The sequence below is a fragment of the Lachnospira multipara LB2003 genome (genome assembly GCF_000702205.1).
In the GTDB taxonomy this organism is placed as follows: Bacteria; Bacillota; Clostridia; order Lachnospirales; family Lachnospiraceae; genus Lachnospira; species Lachnospira multipara_A.
This window is the reverse complement of the sequence record NZ_JNKW01000004.1, coordinates 189,303-203,818: the sequence shown is the minus strand read 5'-3', so window position 1 is coordinate 203,818 and position 14,516 is coordinate 189,303. Positions and strand designations below refer to the sequence as shown.

Annotated in this window: 13 protein-coding genes; 12 read left to right on the top strand and 1 reads right to left on the bottom strand. The window is 33.6% G+C overall.

Annotated elements, in window-relative coordinates; all coding sequences use genetic code 11:
* Nucleotides 1–63: 63 nt before the first annotated feature.
* Together T537_RS0103645 and T537_RS0103640 are read left to right on the top strand one after the other, a co-directional pair.
* The gene (locus tag T537_RS0103645) at nucleotides 64–1,533 is read left to right on the top strand and encodes a phosphodiester glycosidase family protein (protein WP_051554830.1); all 1,470 of its coding nucleotides are present in this window, start codon (nucleotides 64–66) and stop codon (nucleotides 1,531–1,533) included.
* A gap of 22 nt (nucleotides 1,534–1,555) precedes the next feature.
* Complete coding sequence (locus T537_RS0103640; protein WP_031556356.1) at nucleotides 1,556–2,653, top strand: hypothetical protein; 1,098 nt, start codon at nucleotides 1,556–1,558, stop codon at nucleotides 2,651–2,653.
* Nucleotides 2,654–2,757: 104 nt separating this feature from the next.
* Here T537_RS0103640 and T537_RS0103635 read toward each other — a convergent pair whose 3' ends face one another.
* Complete coding sequence (locus T537_RS0103635; protein WP_031556354.1) at nucleotides 2,758–3,993, bottom strand: NAD(P)-dependent oxidoreductase; 1,236 nt, start codon at nucleotides 3,991–3,993, stop codon at nucleotides 2,758–2,760.
* A 202-nt stretch (nucleotides 3,994–4,195) separates the two neighbouring features.
* Here T537_RS0103635 and T537_RS0103630 point away from each other — a divergent pair, with 202 nt between their 5' ends.
* From T537_RS0103630 to nth, 10 genes are all read left to right on the top strand, one after another.
* Complete coding sequence (locus tag T537_RS0103630) at nucleotides 4,196–4,786, top strand: cytidylate kinase-like family protein (protein ID WP_031556352.1); 591 nt, start codon at nucleotides 4,196–4,198, stop codon at nucleotides 4,784–4,786.
* Between the two features lie 89 nt (nucleotides 4,787–4,875).
* Nucleotides 4,876–5,115 (top strand): RNA-binding S4 domain-containing protein, encoded by a 240-nt coding sequence (locus tag T537_RS0103625; protein ID WP_027436943.1) that lies wholly within the window; start codon nucleotides 4,876–4,878, stop codon nucleotides 5,113–5,115.
* A 21-nt stretch (nucleotides 5,116–5,136) separates the two neighbouring features.
* A complete protein-coding gene (locus tag T537_RS0103620) occupies nucleotides 5,137–5,466 on the top strand; it encodes an FtsB family cell division protein (RefSeq protein WP_027436944.1) in 330 nt (109 codons plus the stop codon).
* Nucleotides 5,456–6,886 carry a tRNA lysidine(34) synthetase TilS gene (gene tilS, locus T537_RS0103615; RefSeq protein ID WP_031556350.1) on the top strand — a complete coding sequence of 477 codons (1,431 nt, stop codon included), beginning with the start codon at nucleotides 5,456–5,458 and terminating at the stop codon, nucleotides 6,884–6,886. Before T537_RS0103620 ends, tilS begins: the two co-directional genes overlap by 11 nt.
* 95 nt (nucleotides 6,887–6,981) lie before the next feature.
* A complete protein-coding gene (gene hpt / locus T537_RS0103610) occupies nucleotides 6,982–7,515 on the top strand; it encodes a hypoxanthine phosphoribosyltransferase (RefSeq protein WP_027436946.1) in 534 nt (177 codons plus the stop codon).
* A 54-nt stretch (nucleotides 7,516–7,569) separates the two neighbouring features.
* Nucleotides 7,570–9,420, top strand: coding sequence for an ATP-dependent zinc metalloprotease FtsH (gene ftsH, locus T537_RS0103605; RefSeq protein ID WP_031556348.1), 1,851 nt, complete (start codon nucleotides 7,570–7,572; stop codon nucleotides 9,418–9,420).
* Between the two features lie 500 nt (nucleotides 9,421–9,920).
* A complete protein-coding gene (locus T537_RS0103600; protein WP_420323100.1) occupies nucleotides 9,921–12,026 on the top strand; it encodes a glycoside hydrolase family 13 protein in 2,106 nt (701 codons plus the stop codon).
* Nucleotides 12,027–12,143: 117 nt separating this feature from the next.
* Nucleotides 12,144–13,025 (top strand): GDSL-type esterase/lipase family protein, encoded by an 882-nt coding sequence (locus tag T537_RS0103595; RefSeq protein ID WP_031556344.1) that lies wholly within the window; start codon nucleotides 12,144–12,146, stop codon nucleotides 13,023–13,025.
* Between the two features lie 61 nt (nucleotides 13,026–13,086).
* Nucleotides 13,087–13,869, top strand: a complete 783-nt coding sequence (gene trmD, locus T537_RS0103590) for a tRNA (guanosine(37)-N1)-methyltransferase TrmD (RefSeq protein ID WP_031556342.1) — start codon at nucleotides 13,087–13,089, stop codon at nucleotides 13,867–13,869.
* Between the two features lie 15 nt (nucleotides 13,870–13,884).
* On the top strand, nucleotides 13,885–14,514 hold the full coding sequence (nth, locus tag T537_RS0103585) for an endonuclease III (RefSeq protein ID WP_031556340.1): 630 nt from the start codon (nucleotides 13,885–13,887) through the stop codon (nucleotides 14,512–14,514).
* The last annotated feature ends 2 nt before the right edge of the window (nucleotides 14,515–14,516 follow it).

Genomic DNA, 14,516 nt, shown 5'->3' with positions numbered 1-14,516 from the left:
TTAGATAGATATAAATTGTCTAAAATGGACATAGGGGATTTTTAAATTTAGAGGTAGAGGGAAATGTTGAGAAAAAAAGAAAAGGACATTGAAGTCGATTTGATAGAATTATCAAAAGACGAGATTTGTGAGAATGACAAAAAAATCTGGGGTTATAATCCAAATTGGCGTCAGAGAACAGAAACGGCTAGTGAGGACTATTTAAAAAAAGAAGAAAAAAACGCATTGAATAAAAAGGATATTGAATCTGAGAATCAGATAAAAGACTTAAAGACAAGTGATGTCAATGTGTTAGATCTTGATAGTGTTAAAGAAAAAGAAGACATAAAGAATCTAAATAATTTAGACAGCTTAGAGCCTAAGGACGTTTTTATCAAGAAAGATTATGATCTGTTAGATGATAATTCTGATGATCTATTAGATGATGATTTGCTAGATGAGGATATAAATGATGATGAACTTATTAGTCTTGAAGATGAGAGTGAAGATAAGACAAAGGCATCTAAAAGGGATAAAAAATCAGAAAAAACTAATAGATTAACAGCTAAAAAAGTGATTGTAAGAATTTTACTTAGTGTTTTTACAGCTATAGTTTTATTTGTGGTGGGGATACTAGGAATTGTATTAATAATAGAGCATGGACCATCTGAGTCAGCTAAGAATCTTTTTGTTAATACAGTGCTTGAAACAAGTGCAGGTAAATTTCTTGCAACAAGTTTTTTACCAGCTAGTGAAATTGCAAAGATTAAGCAAAAAAATTCTGTAGAGCTAACAGATGAAATAACAGATACTTCTCTTATCACCAATGCATATAAAGCTGATACAGCAGATACTGGTGTTGCAAGTGATACAAGTGATGATATTGAGTTAATAGAAATTAATGGAGGCTCTTATAACGGATACATTTTAAAGGTTAAAGATCCATCAAGAGTTCAAGTTGGAACTGTAAATAATTTCGGTGGATATGGGCTTCATGTTGGAGAAATTGTTGAAAATTATGGGGCAGTCGCTGGAATAAATGGCGGTGGTTTTCAAGATGATAACGGAATGGGAGCAGGTGGAACTCCTATAGGTTTTGTAATTTCTAATGGTGTATTTAAATATGGCGATAAGAACAAGGCCTATGATATAGCAGGTTTTGATAAGAATAACATATTAGTTGTAGGAACAATGACAGGCCAACAAGCAATTGATAGAGGGATAAGAGATTGTTGCTTTTATGGTCCTACATTAATTGTAAATGGTGAACCAACACTTGTTAATGGCTCAGGTAGTGGTATTAATCCAAGGACAGCAATAGGACAGTGTGCTGATGGAAGCGTATTGTTACTTGTAATAGATGGAAGACAGATAAATAGTATTGGTGCAACTTTTGCAGATGTTATAGAGGTAATGCTTGAATATGGTGCAGTAAATGCATATAACCTTGATGGAGGAAGCTCAACAGTTCTTTATTATAATGGAGAGTATGTAAATAGCGCTTCTCCATTAACAGGTTCAAGACTAATTCCAACAGCATTTATTGTAAAGTAAGTTAATAAAGGGGAGAGTAAAAATGGAGAAGAAAGGGAAAGGAGTTTTCTGGAAGATATATTTAGCAATAGTCATAATTGTAATTATGTGTATTATTGCAGTTTGGGGAGTTTTATGGGAGTACTTAACAGTATATGAAAAATCCAGACCAGAAAGTTTAGTACAAGAGTATGTGGATGAGTTGAATAAATCGGACATAAAAAATATAAAGAAATATATTTCGGTGGATTTAACGGAATTTGAGACAGAGCAGAATTTTGAGACGGTTTTTAAAAATGAGTTGGTTGGTGAATGGTCTTACAACAAAAAAATTGGGGATGGTTCTGCTGATGAACCCGCTTATTACCTATTAAAAGACGGCAAGAAAAAGGGTGTAATTAGACTAAGCAAGAAAGATAAAAAGGCAGCCTTTAATATGCCAATTTATGAAGTGGCATCAATTGAGGGCATAGTTGATGAAGCAAGAACAGTAACTATAAAAGCACCAGGAAATGCAACTGTAAGTGTGAATAATATAGAACTTGGGAATACATATGTAACCTCCAATGATGAGGCAGTTGTTGATCTTGAATATGTAGAAGATTATGTGGAAATGCCAACATATAAGACCTATACCTTAAATGGTATATATGGAAACTTAAATGTTAAGGTTGTTGCTGGTGTAACAAAAGAGGAATTAAAGGCTGAGAATGTAGTAACAGAGAATGATAAAACGGTAATGTATGAATATTCCTTTGATTGCAGTAAGGAGTTTATAACTTCTGTAGAAGAAAGGGTAAAATCATATATTCATGAATATATTGATTATGTGTTACGAACTCAGAAGGTGGATACCATAACAAGTTATGTTCTTTCAGGAAGTAATGCAAGAAAACTTTATGCTAATGCTGCAGCTGCCATTTCATGGAATGGAACACCTAAGAGTTTAGATTATGGAGAGGCAACAATTAGCAATTATCAGCAGTATACAAGCGATTGCTTCAGTGTTGAGGTAAGTGTTACGCCTAAGTGTACAACTAATAGTGGAGATGTTAGAGAATATCCAACACATATGAAATTAATATGGATTAAGAAAAATGATGTTTGGTATGTAGTTGATTTTAAACTATTGAACAAATAAGACATAAATAAAGCATAAATAAAACACTGTGAACTAGATTTGTTTCTAATTCACAGTGTTTTTTACATTTAAATTTTTTATGAAAAAAATATTATCTGCCTAAATTATTGCTCGTCCTTTGCAAGAGATTGCATATATTCATGCATTGATTCAGCAACTACTTTTGAATGAGCTACCGCTTCAACAACAGTTCTTGCACCATTAACAACATCACCTGAAGCAAAAATACCAGGTCTTGATGTGTGTCCTGTTTCATCAGCATCAAGCAATCCTCTACTTGTAGCCTTAAGTCCATTAGTTGTATTTACTATTGTATTTTGTGGACCTTGGCTAATAGATACAATAATACTATCAGCTTCATAAAGCTTATCTGTTCCTGGAATATCTGTAAGGGTTCCATCCTCAGCTTCTTCCACTTCTCTTAGAATTATACCTTCATCTAAAATCTCAACAGGTTTTAGATTGTAAAGGAATTTAACACCTTCAAGCTGCGCATATGAGAATTCATACTGGCTAGCTGCAACTTCCTTAGTGATTGATACACAAGTAAGGTCTTCTACACCTTTACGGATTGCTGTTCTTGCAACGTCCATAGCTGCATTACCAGCACCAATAACAATTACTTTCTTACCAAGCTTATAACTGTCAGGGTTGTTAAGGTAGTTAATTCCAAAGTGTACATTGCCAAATGTTTCACCTTTAATATGAAGAGCATTAGGCTGCCATACACCAGTACCAATAAAGATAGCCTTATAACCATCACGGAATAAGTCATCAATACCAATAGCACCGCCAATTCTTGTATTAGGACGAACCTGAATACCCTTTAATTCAAGGTGACGATATTCAATATCATCAAGAACTGACTTTGGTAATCTAAATTCTGGAATACCATAACGAAGTACTCCACCAATTTTATCCTTTCCCTCAAAAATGGTAACCTTATAGCCATATCTTGCAAGAATAATAGCAATTGTAATACCAGCAGGACCAGATCCAATAATTGCAACTCTCATGCCATTAGATGGCTTAGGTCCAGCTACCATTTTGTTAGCGTATGTAGTAGAAATATAATTTTCAATTGTAGAAAAATGAACAGGTGCTCCTTTTCTGCCTAAAACACAGTGCCCTTCACATTGCTTTTCATGATTACAAACCAAGCTACAAACTGTAGTTAAAGGATTGTTTTCAAAAAGCATTTTTCCAGCTTCATCAAGTTTATTTTCTTTTAGTAAACGTATGGCAGTTGGGATATTTGTATGAATCGGACATCCCTTCTGACATTGTGGTACTTTACACTGTAGACAACGGTTAGCTTCATCCATTACGTGTAATGCCATTTTTTCCCTCTTTCTAGCACTTTTAAGTGCTCATTCTTTATGTAAAGCATTCTATCATTTTTTATCTAATTAGAAAAGAGAAATACAATAAATTAAATAATTAACAAACTTTTCTTGGAATTTTATAGAAAAAGTTGTAAAATTAAACTATAAAAATACAGTGAAAATACAGTGAAAAAATAAATAGTTTGGAGATGTTATTGTGAATAAACAAGTAATAATTTGTATAGGAAGACAATTTGGCTCTGGAGGCCATGAAATTGGAGAAAAACTATCTAGAAGACTTGGATTCTCTTTTATAGATAGAAAGATGTTAGATAAACTAGTTACAAGCGTGAAGATAGAGAAAAGTGTGGCAGATAAATATAAAAGAAAGTCTTATTTTTCAAGAGAGTCAGATGTGGTTGTGGATTCAATTGGAGCTATGGTTAATGAGTTACAATTTGACTATCTTAATGAAGTCGCTGATTCAGGAACTAGCTTTGTAATTGTGGGAAGATTAGCAGATCAAGTTTTAAAGGGAAGAGATAATCTAATAACTATTTTTATAACTGCAGATAATCGAGCAAGGGTATCTAGAGTTATGAATAAATACGACATAGATTTCGAAGCAGCTAAGGAAAAAATAAAAAGACATGATGCCAATAGAAAGCGTTTCCATAATAGTCAGCTAAGAAATAGTTGGGGTAATGCTAAGCGCTATGATTTATGTATTAATAGCTCAAAACTTGGTATTGATGGAACAGTTGATTTAATAGAGGGCTACATAAGAAAAAGAAATGAAAAAAATTAGCCTTTTTAATTCATTAGTTACTTTACTAAATAAGATATAACTAATATAATAGAATCTAATCAAAAGTAGGAAAGAAAAAGAGGAATAATATGAGATTAGATAAGTATTTAAAGGTATCGCGACTTATTAAACGTAGAACAGTTGCTAATGATGCTTGTGATGCTGGCAGAGTTTTAGTAAATGAGACTGTAGCAAAAGCATCTTATGATGTTAAGGTTGGAGATGTTATTGAGATACAGTTTGGTAACAGAAACGTTAAAGTAAAGGTAACTGACGTTAAAGATGTAGTTAAGAAGGAAGAAGCTAAGGAAATGTTTACTTACCTTTAAAGGAAGTTTTGGGAGAAGTATATGGTTAGGGAATCTAGAAGAGAGAAAGAAAGAAGAAGAAAACTACAGCGAAGATCTGCTCTAATAGGTATTGTGGCAGCAGCTATGGTGCTTATTTTATTATCAATAGTTCTTATTAATAATAAAAAGACTCTTTCAGCTAAGAATAAGGAAATAGAATCCCAGATTAGTGAAATGGAATCTTTAATAGATGATGAAAACAACAGAGCAGATGAGCTTAATGCAAGATCTGACTATGTTAAAAGTAAAAAGTTTGTTGAGGAGATTGCAAAGGATAAATTTGGTTTAATTTATCCTGATGAATTAGTTTTTAAAGCTCATGAAAAATAAAGTTTACAATTATATTGAATTAAACAAGATGTTAGACTGCGCCAACTTGATAGTAGGACTATCAGGAGGCGCTGATTCTATTTGCCTAATTTCTATTTTGCAGGATTATATAAGGGATAATAAGCTTGATATTAACTTATATGCAGTGCATGTTAATCATGGTATACGAAAGGCTGCAATTGATGATGAAGAATTTGTAGTGGATTTTTGTAAAAAACGTAATATAAATCTTAAAGTTGTAAGAATTGATTGTATAGGACTTGCAAAAAAGAACAATCAAACGGTGGAAGAAGCAGGAAGACTTGAAAGATATAGGATTTTTAGAGAGCTAGCAAAGGATAAGGACAATGCAAGAATAGCAGTTGCACACCATATGAACGACCAGGCAGAAACAGTCCTTATGAATATGGCACGAGGAACTAATTTATCTGGAATGCGTGGAATAAAGCCAGTTAGAGATGAAATTATTCGTCCGCTTTTATGTGTAACGAGAATGGAAATTGAGAACTATATTGAAGAAAATGGACTTAAATTTGTAACAGATGAAACTAATTTTAACAATGAGTACACTAGAAATTCCATAAGAAATATAGTTATACCCACATTAACAGATAATGTTAATGCAAGAGCAGTTAATAATATTGCCATGCTTGCAGAGAATTTATCACAAATTGAGGACTATCTAAATATAGAAACTACAAAGGCGATTAGGGATGTCTTATTACATAAAGATAATGTCAGTCTTGATGTGAAAAAATTAGACAAGTATCATGCTGTTATCCAAAGCCGAGTAATATATGAAGCAATTGTAGGAATGGCTAAGAAGAAAAAAGACATCTATGAAGTTCATGTAAAAAAAGTACAAGAATTGATAAATAAAGACACTAACAAGCAAATTTCTTTACCTTATGGATTATATGCCAAGAAAGAATATGGTAAAATAATTATAGATTATGTTGATGGTGATAAAAAAAGAACTGAAAAAAATAGACCAACAATTACTGTGAATAAATCAGACATAAAGAATGAACTTATAGTAAATGTAGATGAGGACATTTATTATAAGGATGAAACTCGTAGATTAAAGGCGATTAAGTGCAGTATAGTTGATAATAATTTTTCGATAAAAGATAAGGATAGCGACTTTTTAAAGTGTTTTGATTATGATAAAATCAAAGAGTGTTTAGATATAAGATATAGACAAACAAATGATGTAATTGTAATCGATGGGTTAGGCCATTCACATAGAATAAAGTCCGAATTTATTAATCGTAAAATTCCTAGTAGATATAGAGATGAATGTATTCTAATATGTCAAGGTGACGAGTGTTTATGGGCTGTAGGAGTTAGAAGGTCATATGATGCATTGGTGGACAATAATACAAAAAAGATTTTAATGATACAATTAATGTTTGATTAATTTCTATTATGTTTGGATTACACTTGACGAATGAAAAGACGGCATTATAATTGAATTTTATATCGTACATTAAAAAATTTTCGGAGGTATTAGATATGGATAACCATTCAATTAGCGTATTAATTTCAGAAGATGAGCTCTCAAAAAGAATTGCAGAATTAGGAGAGCAGATTAACGCAGATTATGAAGGTAAGGAGGTTACACTTATTTGTATTCTTAAAGGTAGCATTTTCTTTACTTGTGAATTAGCTAAGAGAATAAGTGTACCTGTTACAATAGATTTTATTCAGGCATCAAGCTACGGTAGTGGTACATCATCAAGTGGTGTAGTTAAGATTAAGAAAGATCTTGATGAAAGCATTGAAGGAAAGAACGTAATTATTATTGAGGATATTATTGATTCAGGTAATACATTATCTAGATTATTACCTTTATTAAAGGAAAGAAATCCTGAAAGCTTAGAAGTATGTACATTACTTGATAAGCCTGAAAGAAGAGAAGTTGAAGTGGATGTTAAATACAATGGCTTTAATATTCCAGATGAATTCGTAGTCGGCTATGGTCTTGATTACGATCAGAAGTATAGAAATCTTCCATTTATTGGAGTTTTACATTTGGAGGAGAACTAAATTAAGCTATCCCATTTATATTAGGGGAGGAGAAATTTCACAAGGAGGACTTTAATGGAGACAAAGAAGGACAACAAGTTTGGTGGAATTGGAGTGTACTTATTTATCATCGTTGTAATTGGTTTGATCTGGTTTGGAATTACCTATATGTCTAAGCAGGCTGGTAATTATTCCTATAAACAATTTGTTGACGATGTAAAAAATGAGAAAATCGAATCTGTTGACATCAAACAAAATGCAGAAGTGCCGACTGGTGTGCTTACAATTACTCTTAAGGATTCTCAGATAGTAAAGCTTAATGTATCAGATGTTGTATCTGTACAGGATTTACTAAAGGATGAGAATGTGGATTACGTCTTAAGAGACGTGACTAGAGTTAGTGTATGGGTATCAATTATTATACCTTTTGGCATTAGTATTTTAGCAATTGTCTTATTCTTACTATTTATGTCTAGACAAGCCGGAGCAGCAAGCGGCGGTGGTTCTAAGATGATGAACTTTGGTAAGAGTAGAGCTAGACTTATTTCAGATGGGGAGAATAAAGTTAAGTTTGATGACGTTGCTGGACTACATGAAGAAAAGGAAGAGCTAGAAGAAATTGTAGACTTCCTAAAGGATCCAGATAAATATACCAATCTTGGAGCAAGAATACCAAAGGGTGTTATTTTAACAGGCCCTCCGGGAACAGGTAAGACTTTACTTGCAAAGGCAGTTGCAGGTGAGGCAGGAGTTCCATTTTTTAGTATTTCAGGTTCAGATTTCGTTGAAATGTTCGTAGGTGTAGGTGCATCTAGAGTACGTGATCTTTTTGAAGAAGCTAAGAAAAACGCACCTTGTATTGTATTTATTGATGAAATTGATGCAGTAGCAAGACGCAGAGGTACTGGTATGGGTGGTGGACACGATGAACGTGAACAGACATTAAACCAGTTACTTGTTGAAATGGATGGTTTTGGTGTAAATGAAGGAATTATTGTAATAGCTGCTACGAACAGAGTAGATATTCTTGATCCTGCTATTTTAAGACCAGGCCGTTTTGATAGAAAAGTTGTAGTAGGTAGACCTGATGTTAAAGGTAGACTTGAAATTCTTAATGTGCATGCAAGTAAGAAGCCACTTGGAGATGATGTGGATTTAGATAGTTTATCAAGAACAACAGCAGGATTTACAGGTGCTGATTTAGAGAATCTCTTAAACGAAGCAGCTATTAATGCAGCTAAGAATAAGAGAAGATACATTAGCAATGAAGACGTTAAGCTTGCTTTTGTTAAGGTTGGAATTGGTGTAGAGAAGAAGAGTAAGATTATTTCTGAAAAGGAAAAGAAGATTACAGCATATCATGAATCAGGACATGCAATTCTCTTCCACTTATTACCAGATGTTGGACCTGTTCATTCAGTTTCAATTATTCCTACAGGTATGGGTGCTGCAGGTTATACAATGCCACTTCCTGAAAAGGATGAAATGTTTTATACAAAGGGTAAGATGTTACAAGACATTATAGTAAGCCTTGGTGGTAGAGTAGCAGAAGAACTTATATTTGATGATATTACAACAGGTGCTTCACAGGATATTAAGCAGGCAACTCAGACAGCAAGAGCAATGGTAACTAAGTATGGTTTTTCAGAAAAATTAGGAACTATTAATTATGATACAGAACAAGATGAAGTATTTATTGGTAGAGACTTAGCTCATACAAGACCATACGGAGAACTTATAGCATCAACAATTGATGAAGAAGTTAAGAGAATTGTTTCTGAATGTTATGATAAAGCTAAGAAGATTATTACTGAGAATAGAGATGTCTTAGAAAAATCAGCAAACCTTCTTCTTGAAAAAGAAAAGATTACAAGAGAAGAATTTGAAAGCTTATTTAATGATTCAGATAATACTGTAACAGAGTAAAAATTAAAGCTTCTAGCCTAAATGGCTAGGAGCTTTTTTGATTTGATTAGATTGAGTTTACAAGCTCGGATTTTTGCTCGAAATTCTAAAAAAAGCATAAATTGTATTTTGTATACAGAATACAATTTAGCAAAATAAACAAAAAAATCTGAGAATTATTGTTATGTTTGTGAACACTTTCGGTTGCGGATTTGATATTATAATAACTGTAAAAACCCCCAATACATTATATATTTTTTGCTACACCCCATAATAAGTGAAATACCTTCTCGATAATATACAGTCCCCCCAGACGGTATGTTAAGAGGAAATGGGAACGTAAGGAGACGTGCTTAAGGCACGTCTTTTTTCGTTACATAAAAAATTTTTACATGATTGATTTTGAAGGTTTTCTTGTATAATTTTTAATATTATAAGAGATTTTATCTTGAAAAAAGTTCGTAATTGTCTTAAAATTATTTTAAAGATATAGCTTAGGGGAGAAGTGTCTTATGAAAATAATGAGAGCATTTGAGAACCTAGCAGAGTGGGAGAAGAAAGCGGTATTTATGTGTGGTGTAAAGCCTACACTAAATACAAATCATCTATTTTCGGATGGAACCATAGATTATAGAAAGCCTGAGGAACCAATGCCTGGGGATTTAGTTGCAATTCGTCTTCGAACTGGTCGTTTTAACGTAGATAAGGCAATTCTTGTAGCTAATAATGTGGAATATGTCATGAAGAGAGTGGAGAGTGACATAATTTTTGATTATTATGAGGCAACAATTAAGGTGACTAATGAAAGGGTTTTCTATTATTTTAAGGTTGAAATTGGAAAAGCAATTGGTTATTACAACCAGATTGGCGCTACTAAGGATCTTAATCCTTACTACAATTTCCAGATAATGCCTGGATTTAAAACACCTGCTTGGGCAAAGGGTGCAGTAATGTACCAAATTTATGTTGATAGATTTTATAATGGAGATAAATCTAATGATGTATTAGATGACGAATACACATATATTGGCGAACACGTTAATGCTGTTAAGGACTGGGGAAAATATCCTGCAGCAATGGGCGTTAGAGAGTTTTATGGTGGAGACTTAAAGGGTGTATATGATAAACTTGATTACTTAGAGTCTTTAGGAATTGAAGTTATTTATTTAAACCCTATTTTTGTATCTCCATCTAATCATAAATATGATATTCAGGACTATGATCATGTGGACCCACATTTTGGAGTGATTGTTTCTGATGAAGGCGATGTTCTTTCACAGGATGATAAAGACAATACTCATGCAACTAGATATATAGATAGAGTTACTAACCCTAAGAATCTTGATGCAAGTGATTTGTTTTTTGCAAAGTTAGTTGCTGAGATTCATAGGAGAGGCATGAAGGTTATTATAGATGGGGTTTTTAATCACTGTGGTTCTTTTAATAAGTGGTTAGATAGGGAACATATCTATAGCAAATCAAATGCCGAGTATAGTCCTGGTGCCTATGAAGTGGCCGAAAGTCCATATAATTCCTTCTTTAAGTTTTATGGTAATGAGTGGCCAAATAATGATTCTTATGACGGATGGTGGGGACATGATACATTACCAACTCTTAATTATGAAGAATCTAAAAAACTTGAAGATTACATTCTGAATATAGGTAGAAAATGGGTTTCACCTCCATTTAATGTGGATGGTTGGAGACTTGATGTAGCTGCTGATTTAGGACATAGCGCAGAATATAACCATGAATTTTGGAGAAAATTTAGGGATGTTGTAAAGCATGCTAATCCTAATGCCATTATTTTAGCTGAGAATTATGGTGATTCTTATGATTGGTTACAAGGTGATCAGTGGGATACTATTATGAACTATGATGCTTTTATGGAGCCGATTACTTGGTTTTTAACAGGTATGGAAAAACATAGTGATGAATATAGACATGATTCTCTAGGTAATCCTGATTATTTCTTTGGGGCTATGAGACATAATATGGCTAGAATGGGACAGCAAAGCTATATGATTTCTATGAATGAATTATCTAATCATGATCATTCTAGATTTCTTACTAGAACTAATAAGATGGTTGGTAGAACCCAGACTCTTGGACCGGAGAAGGCTTCTGAGAATGTAAACAAAGCGGTCTTTAAGGAAGCTGTTGTAATGCAGTTTACCTGGCCTGGTGCACCAACAATTTATTATGGCGATGAGGCTGGTGTGTGTGGTTTTACTGATCCTGATAATAGAAGAACCTATCCTTGGGGCAATGAAGATAAGGAATTGATTCAGTTCCATAAGGATATTATTAAGTTACATAATGAGAATAAGGTTTTTAGAGTTGGTTCATATAAGGCTCTGTACTCAGATTATAATTTAATTGCATATTCAAGATTTACAAGAGATGATGCGGCAGTTGTTATTATAAATAATAATGATGATGAACGTAGAATAAGGGTTTCTTTAATAGAAGCAGGCTTTGGATATGATGACGATGTTGAGCAGATAATGGTAACCTTTGAGAATGGATATAGCATAGATAAATTGGGATATCATTTAAAGAATGGTTGGCTTGATATAGGTATTAGAAAAACATCGGCAGTTGTATTACGTCGCTTAAGGTGGTAAAATGGTAATGAATAGGGTCAAAAGCCCTGTTCATTACCTTTTTTTAGGTAAATCGTTAGGCCCTAAGAAAAATTAACTTAACCTAACCGAAATAAGAAGAAGTGCGAGGTTTTTTAAATGGCTACGGATAACAACAACGGGGGTAAAGCTAAGATTAAGATTAACCGTAAGATGAGAACTTGGAACAAGTTTAAGAAGTATATTATTGGTGGGGGTTTGGCGATAATCGTTATTGTTGTTGCAGCGATTGTCGTAACAAAGGTTGCAAAGAAACCTGTTAAGTCATCAACTAAGAATGCAAAGGTTGCAACAGAAAATGTGACACAGAGTGTAGTAGAAACACAGGCAGAAACAGAAAGCGCTGTTAAGGAGACAACTCCAGAAACAACAACAGCAGCCAATACAACTGGTCAATCTTATACAGTAACAGCTAAAGCAACAGAAGAAACATTTAGCGCAGGCGATTATTATAGTAATGCTGCATTCCTTGGAGATTCAGTAATGAGTGGTTTAGCACATTACGGATTAGTAGGCTCAGATAGAGTTGTTTCAGATGCGAATATGACAACTGATAAAGCATCAGGATATGTAGATAGTATTGCAGCAATTAATCCTAGTACAGTTTATGTAATGGTTGGTCTTAATGACTTTAACTATGGTACAAGAACAGCACAGGATGCATATAACTATATGGTAGAGTTAGTAAATTCACTTAAGTCTAAGCTACCAAGTGCTAAGATTGTAATTCTTTCAGTTACTCCTATTAGTACAGAGTATGATGATAATGCAGCACATGCAGCTAATCAGGCAGATATTGATACATATAACAATTTATTAAGTACAGGTGCTAGTACAGGCGGATACACATATGTTAATGTGGCAGATTCATTTAAGGATGAAACTGGTCATTTATCTGCATCAATGACTAATGCAGGTTATGAATTAAAAGCTGGTTACTTCCCATTCTTACTTAATAAGATTGCAGAAGTATTAAAGTAAATTTTGTGCTAAAGCTCTTAAATAATAAGGGCTTTAGCTTTTTTTATATACGGAGGATATTATGAAGTTTCATGTATTAACATTATTTCCACAAATGATTATGGATGGGTTAAATACAAGTATTACAGGACGTGCAATTAAATCAGGAGTTTTATCAGTTAATGCAGTAGATATAAGAGACTATACACATGATAAGCATTTAAAGGTAGATGATTATCCTTACGGCGGTGGCGCAGGTATGGTTATGCAGCCAGGTCCTGTGGTTGAGTGTTATGAAGATATAGTAACTAAGGGAACTAAGCCTAGGGTTGTTTATATGACTCCTCAAGGTGAAACTTTTAGTCAAGCTAAGGCTAAGGAACTTGCTAGTGAAGAGGAATTAGTTATTCTTTGTGGACACTATGAAGGTATTGATGAGAGAGCTCTAGAAGAAATTGTTACAGATTATATTTCAATTGGCGATTATGTGCTTACAGGTGGAGAACTTGCGGCAATGGTTGTTATTGACTCAATTTCAAGACTTGTGCCAGGTGTACTAAATAATGATGTGTCAGCTGAGACAGAAAGTTTTTCTGATGGCTTGCTTGAATACCCACAATACACTCGTCCTGTGGAATTTAGAGGTAAAAGGGTACCAGATGTATTGTTATCAGGTAATCATGCAAAAATCGATGAATGGCGTCATGAGAGGTCTTTAGAAAGAACTCTTAAATTTAGACCAGACCTTTATGAGGAATATATGAAGGAACATGGGCAAGAAGAGGAAAAAAGACTTTTAAAGAAGCAAAGAAAGTTAGAAAGAGCTAAAAGAAGAGAACAAAGAGAAAAAAAAAGGCAGAGTTAGAAACGGAGAATTAATATGGTTACAAAAAGAACCAAAGAAATTCTAAGACTCTTAGATGAGCATTATGGAACTGAATATAGATGCAGCTTAAATTATAATAATCCATGGGAATTATTAGTTGCTACCATGCTTTCAGCCCAGTGCACAGATGAAAGAGTTAATCAAGTAACTGCTACGCTTTTTAAGAAATATAAAAGTGTAGAGGATTTTGCTAATGCAGACCTTTCTGAATTAGAACAGGATATTCATTCTGTTGGTTTTTATCATAATAAGGCTAAGAATGTTATTGCCACTGCTAAGATTATTCATGAAAAATATAATGACGAACTACCAAGTAGTTTAGAGGAGTTAACAAGTCTTGCTGGAGTTGGAAGAAAGACTGCTAATGTAATTAGGGGTAATATCTTTAATGATCCAAGTATTGTTGTGGATACGCACGTTAAGCGAATTTCTAATAAGTTAGGGTTTACTAAAGAGTCAGACCCATTAAAGATTGAAATGGATTTAATGAAGGTGTTGCCAAAGGACCATTGGATTTTATATAACATTCAGATAATTACTTTTGGCAGGGAAATCTGTATTGCAAGAAAACCGGCTTGTGATAAGTGTTTTCTTAACGGATTATGCAAGTCTTCAAATCTTTAGAA

Excerpts from the sequence above, each read along its gene's own strand:
- tilS (WP_031556350.1), top strand. The coding sequence starts at position 5,456 with ATGAAAAATAAAGTTTACAATTATATTGAATTAAACAAGATGTTAGAC.
- trmD (WP_031556342.1), top strand. The coding sequence starts at position 13,087 with ATGAAGTTTCATGTATTAACATTATTTCCACAAATGATTATGGATGGG.
- T537_RS0103600 (WP_420323100.1), top strand. The coding sequence starts at position 9,921 with ATGAGAGCATTTGAGAACCTAGCAGAGTGGGAGAAGAAAGCGGTATTT.
- T537_RS0103620 (WP_027436944.1), top strand. The coding sequence starts at position 5,137 with ATGGTTAGGGAATCTAGAAGAGAGAAAGAAAGAAGAAGAAAACTACAG.
- hpt (WP_027436946.1), top strand. The coding sequence starts at position 6,982 with ATGGATAACCATTCAATTAGCGTATTAATTTCAGAAGATGAGCTCTCA.
- T537_RS0103595 (WP_031556344.1), top strand. The coding sequence starts at position 12,144 with ATGGCTACGGATAACAACAACGGGGGTAAAGCTAAGATTAAGATTAAC.
- ftsH (WP_031556348.1), top strand. The coding sequence starts at position 7,570 with ATGGAGACAAAGAAGGACAACAAGTTTGGTGGAATTGGAGTGTACTTA.
- T537_RS0103640 (WP_031556356.1), top strand. The coding sequence starts at position 1,556 with ATGGAGAAGAAAGGGAAAGGAGTTTTCTGGAAGATATATTTAGCAATA.
- T537_RS0103635 (WP_031556354.1), bottom strand. The coding sequence starts at position 3,993 with ATGGCATTACACGTAATGGATGAAGCTAACCGTTGTCTACAGTGTAAA.
- T537_RS0103625 (WP_027436943.1), top strand. The coding sequence starts at position 4,876 with ATGAGATTAGATAAGTATTTAAAGGTATCGCGACTTATTAAACGTAGA.
- nth (WP_031556340.1), top strand. The coding sequence starts at position 13,885 with ATGGTTACAAAAAGAACCAAAGAAATTCTAAGACTCTTAGATGAGCAT.
- T537_RS0103645 (WP_051554830.1), top strand. The coding sequence starts at position 64 with ATGTTGAGAAAAAAAGAAAAGGACATTGAAGTCGATTTGATAGAATTA.